General features: G+C 72.4%; 4 protein-coding genes. All 4 read right to left on the minus strand.

Features of this window, described 5'->3' with window-relative positions; all coding sequences use genetic code 11:
* Positions 1-439: 30S ribosome-binding factor RbfA (gene rbfA, locus ACWEVO_RS31290; RefSeq protein WP_452311064.1), on the minus strand; the 439-nt coding region annotated here is incomplete at its 3' end.
* Between the two features lie 243 nt (positions 440-682).
* The gene (locus ACWEVO_RS31295; RefSeq protein ID WP_452311065.1) at positions 683-976 is read right to left on the minus strand and encodes a DUF503 domain-containing protein; all 294 of its coding nucleotides are present in this window, start codon (positions 974-976) and stop codon (positions 683-685) included.
* Positions 977-1,010: 34 nt separating this feature from the next.
* Positions 1,011-2,099: a TRM11 family SAM-dependent methyltransferase gene (locus ACWEVO_RS31300; RefSeq protein WP_452311066.1), complete on the minus strand. Its 1,089-nt coding sequence runs from the start codon at positions 2,097-2,099 to the stop codon at positions 1,011-1,013.
* Between the two features lie 79 nt (positions 2,100-2,178).
* Positions 2,179-4,271, minus strand: a 2,093-nt coding sequence (infB, locus tag ACWEVO_RS31305) for a translation initiation factor IF-2 (RefSeq protein WP_452311067.1), incomplete at its 5' end; no start/stop codon positions are given.

Consider the following 4,271-nt stretch of genomic DNA (forward strand, 5'->3'; position numbering starts at 1 on the left):
CCTCGGCGTCCTCGGCCTCGTCCTCGTCCAGCCGGTAGGGCTGGGCCTCCCCGGCGTACTGCGCGCCGGCGGCCAGCCGCTGCACCTCGGCGTCGGCGGTCCGCGCCGCGGCCAGCAGGTCGTCGATGTGCTTGACCTGGTCCTGCACGTCGTCGAGGACGAAGGTCAGGGTCGGCGAGTGGCGCAGCCCGAGCGCCTTGCCGACCGTGCTGCGCAGCATGCCCTTGGCGCTCTCCAGGGCGGCGGCCGTGCTGGCCTGGGCCGTCGCGTCGCCGAGCACGGTGTAGAAGACGGTGGCGTCCCGCAGGTCGGCGGTGATCCGGGCGTCGGTGATGGTGATCATCCCGAGCCGGGGGTCCTTGATCTGGCTCCGCACCACCGACGCGACCAGTTCACGGATGCGCTCCGCGTGCCGGCGTACCTTGGCCGGATCCGTCATGTCCCCCACCTCCAGGATCACCCTGTCTCTGCGACGACTCCAGCTCGGCGCGTCGCGCCGGACCTGGAGCCGTCGGCCGGAGCCGACGGCGCGGTGCGCCCCCGGGCCCGACCGCCCAACAACTTTGAACACTACCCGCGGGCCCCAGCCCGTCGCGCAGCGCCGCCGGGGTGCAAGGAAGGGCCCCCTGTTAACGCCTCGTGGGGGTGAAGGGCCCCTTCCTAACCGCCGGGGCGGCGCCGCTCAGTCCTCCTCGCCGTAGAGGCGGCGGCGGACGGAGAGCAGCTCGGTCTCCGGGCGGGCGGCGACCAACCGCTCGCACGAGTCGAGCACCTCCCGGACGTGGGCCGGCTCGGCGGCCACCACGGCCACCCCGATCTGGGCCCGGCCGTGCAGGTCGAGCGCCCCGACCTCGGCGGCGGACACCTCGAACCGGCGCAACGCGGCGACGATCGGCCGGACGTACGACCGCTTGGCCTTCAGGGACCGGGAGTCCCCCGGCAGCAACAGGTCGAAATGCGCGGTTCCCGTGTACACGGCGAGCAACGGTACGCGCCGCGCGCCCCTCGGGTCACCCGGTTTCCGCCGCCGGCTCCCGGTCCTCGCGCGCGGTCGCCGTGGGCGCGACCGCCACCAGCACGTCCCGCTCGATCGCCTGATCCACCCGGTGCGCCAGACCGAGGTAGCCCGGCCCGTCCACCACGCGCAGGCCGGCCCCGGTCAGCACCGCCTCGGCGGCGGCCCGCGGCGCCACGTGGGTGTTCCAGGACAGCCCCAGCGCCCCGCCGGGACGCAGCAGCTCCCGCCAGACCGGCACGGCGGCGGTGAGCAGATCGAGGGGGCTGCGGGACAGGCCCTGCTCGGTACGGCTGCCGTGGGCCACCCCGTACGGGGCATCGGTCACGATCACGTCGGCGCAGCGGGGCCGGAGCACCTCCCGAACCCGGGTGGTGTCGGCGTGCAGCACGGTGACCCGCTGGGTGGCCCCGGCCCGATGCTCGTCCCGGGAGGGGGCGAGCACCGCCTCGAAGCGCCGGGCGACCAGCCTGCGGTCGCGGCGCACGGGCACCGTCTCGGCGGTGTGCTTGAGCCGCTTGCGCCGCAGCCAGGTACGCAGGAACGCCGCGTACGCGTCGACGTCCTTGCCGTCGTGCTCGACGCCGATGCCGTCGTAGCCGTACATGAGGGCCTGGTTGAGGGTGGTCCCCCGGCCGCAGAGCGGGTCGAGGACCACCAGCTGCCGGTCCAGCAGCGCGCCGGCCGAGGCGGAGGCGAGCAGGGTGGCGTTGAGCAGCAGCCGGGTGAACTGCTCGTTGGTCTTGCCGGCGTACTTGGGGATGGTGATCAGGTCGGAGTCGTACCGGGCGAGGGGAGACAGCGGCACCGGGCGCAACAGGTCGTCGCCCACCCGCTCGAACAGCACGTACGCCGCCGACAGGTTGGCCAGGTAGGCCAGGTCGCGCGGGCTCGGGCCGGGTTCCGGGGCGGCGAAGGTCAGATACTCCACCCCGCCGATCCGCTCCGTGGCGGCGTCCACGGGTGCCACGTCGAGCACTCCCGCCCCGGCGAAGATCTCCAGCTCGGCGCGGGCCAGCCGGCCGGCGGCGTCGGCGTAGACGCGGTTGGCGGACGGGGCGAGAAGCAGCGCGTACCTGAGCACGCCGGAGATTGTCGCAGCCTGCGGAAACGGCGACGGCCGGGGCCCGCAGGCCCCGGCCGCCGCCGGTCGTTCACACCGCTCAGGCGCGCGGCTTCTCCCGCATCTCGAAGGTCTCGATGATGTCGCCGACCTGGACGTTGTTGAAACCGCCCAGCGTCAGACCACACTCGAAGCCCTCGCGGACCTCCGTCGCGTCGTCCTTGAACCGCTTGAGGGAGCTGATCGTGAGGTTGTCCGCCACGACCGCCCCGTCCCGCAGCAGCCGCGCCTTGGCGTTGCGGCGGATGAGGCCGGACCGGACGATACAGCCGGAGATGTTGCCGATCTTGGACGAGCGGAAGACGTCGCGGATCTCCGCGGTGCCTAGCTCGACCTCCTCGTACTCCGGCTTGAGCAGCCCCTTGAGCGCGGCGTCGATCTCCTCGATGGCCTGGTAGATGACCGTGTAGTACCGGATCTCCACGCCCTCGCGGTCGGCGATCTCGCGGACCTTGTTGGCGGCCCGCACGTTGAAGCCGATGATCGTGACCGCCTCGGACGAGGCGCTCGCGAGCATGACGTCGCTCTCGGTGATCGCACCCACGCCCCGGTGGATGATCCGAAGCTGGACCTCCTCCGGGATGTCGAGGTTGAACAGCGCGTCCTCGAGGGCCTCCACGGAACCGGAGACGTCGCCCTTGAGCACCAGGTTGAGCGAGGTCTTCTCGCCCTCCTTGAGCTGCTCCATGAGCGTCTCGAGGGTGGCCCGGCCACGGGAGTTGGCGAATGCCGCCGCCCGCCGTCGCGCCTGCCGCTGCTCGGCGATCTGCCGCACGGTCCGGTCGTCCTCGGCGGCCAGGAAGGTGTCACCCGCTCCCGGCACCGTGGTCAGACCGAGCACCATGACCGGACGCGCCGGACCGGCCTCGTCGACCGGCTTGCCGTTCTCGTCCAGCATGGCCCGGACCCGGCCGTGCGCCCCACCGGCGACGATCGAGTCGCCGGCCCGGAGGGTGCCCTTCTGCACCAGCACGGTCGCCACCGCGCCACGGCCCTTGTCCAGGTGCGCCTCGATCGCGACACCCTGCGCCGGCCCGTCGATCGGAGCGGTCAGCTCCAGCGACGCGTCGGCGGTCAGCAGCACGGCCTCGAGGAGCTCCTCGATGCCGATGCCGGGCTTCGCGGCCACGTTGACGAACATGGTCTCGCCGCCGTACTCCTCGGCGACCAGGCCGTACTCGGTCAGCTGCTGGCGGACCTTGTCCGGGTTCGCCTCCGGCTTGTCGACCTTGTTGACCGCGACCACGATCGGCACGTCCGCCGCCTTGGCGTGGTTGAGCGCCTCGATGGTCTGCGGCATGACGCCGTCGTCGGCCGCGACCACGAGGATCACGATGTCGGTGACCTGGGCACCACGGGCACGCATGGCGGTGAACGCCTCGTGACCCGGGGTGTCGATGAAGGTCACCGCGCGGTCGACGCCCTCGTGCGGGACGTGCACCTGGTAGGCACCGATGTGCTGGGTGATGCCGCCCGCCTCGCCGGCCACGACGTTCGCCTTGCGGATCGCGTCGAGCAGCTTGGTCTTACCGTGGTCGACGTGACCCATGACGGTCACCACCGGCGCACGGCTGACCAGGCGCTCCGCCGCGACCTCGGCGTCGAGGTCGATGTTGAACTGCGCGAGCAGCTCGCGGTCCTCGTCCTCCGGGCTGACGATCTGCACGTCGAAGCCGAGGTGCTCACCCAACAGCAGCAGGGTGTCGTCGGAGCACGACTGGGTCGCGGTCACCATCTCGCCCAGGTTGAACATCTCCTGGACCAGCGAACCCGGGTTGGCGTTGATCTTGTCGGCGAAGTCCGACAGCGAGGCGCCACGGGACAGCCGGACGACCTGACCCTGACCGCGGGGAGCACCCGAGGACATGGTCGGGGCCGACAGGTTGTCGAACTCCTGTCTGCGCTGCTTCTTGGACTTGCGGCCACGGGTCGGCTTGCCACCCGGACGCCCGAAGGCACCCGCAGCGCCGCCGCCACGGCCACGACCGCCGCCACCCGGACGACCGGCGCCACCGGCCGGACCACCGGGACGGAAACCGCCACCGGCACCCGCGCCGGCACCGCCGCCGCCACCGGGACCGCCGCGGTAGCCACCGCCACCGCCGCCGCCACCGGGACCGCCGCGGTAGCCAC

It is taken from the genome of Micromonospora sp. NPDC003776 (assembly GCF_053605645.1).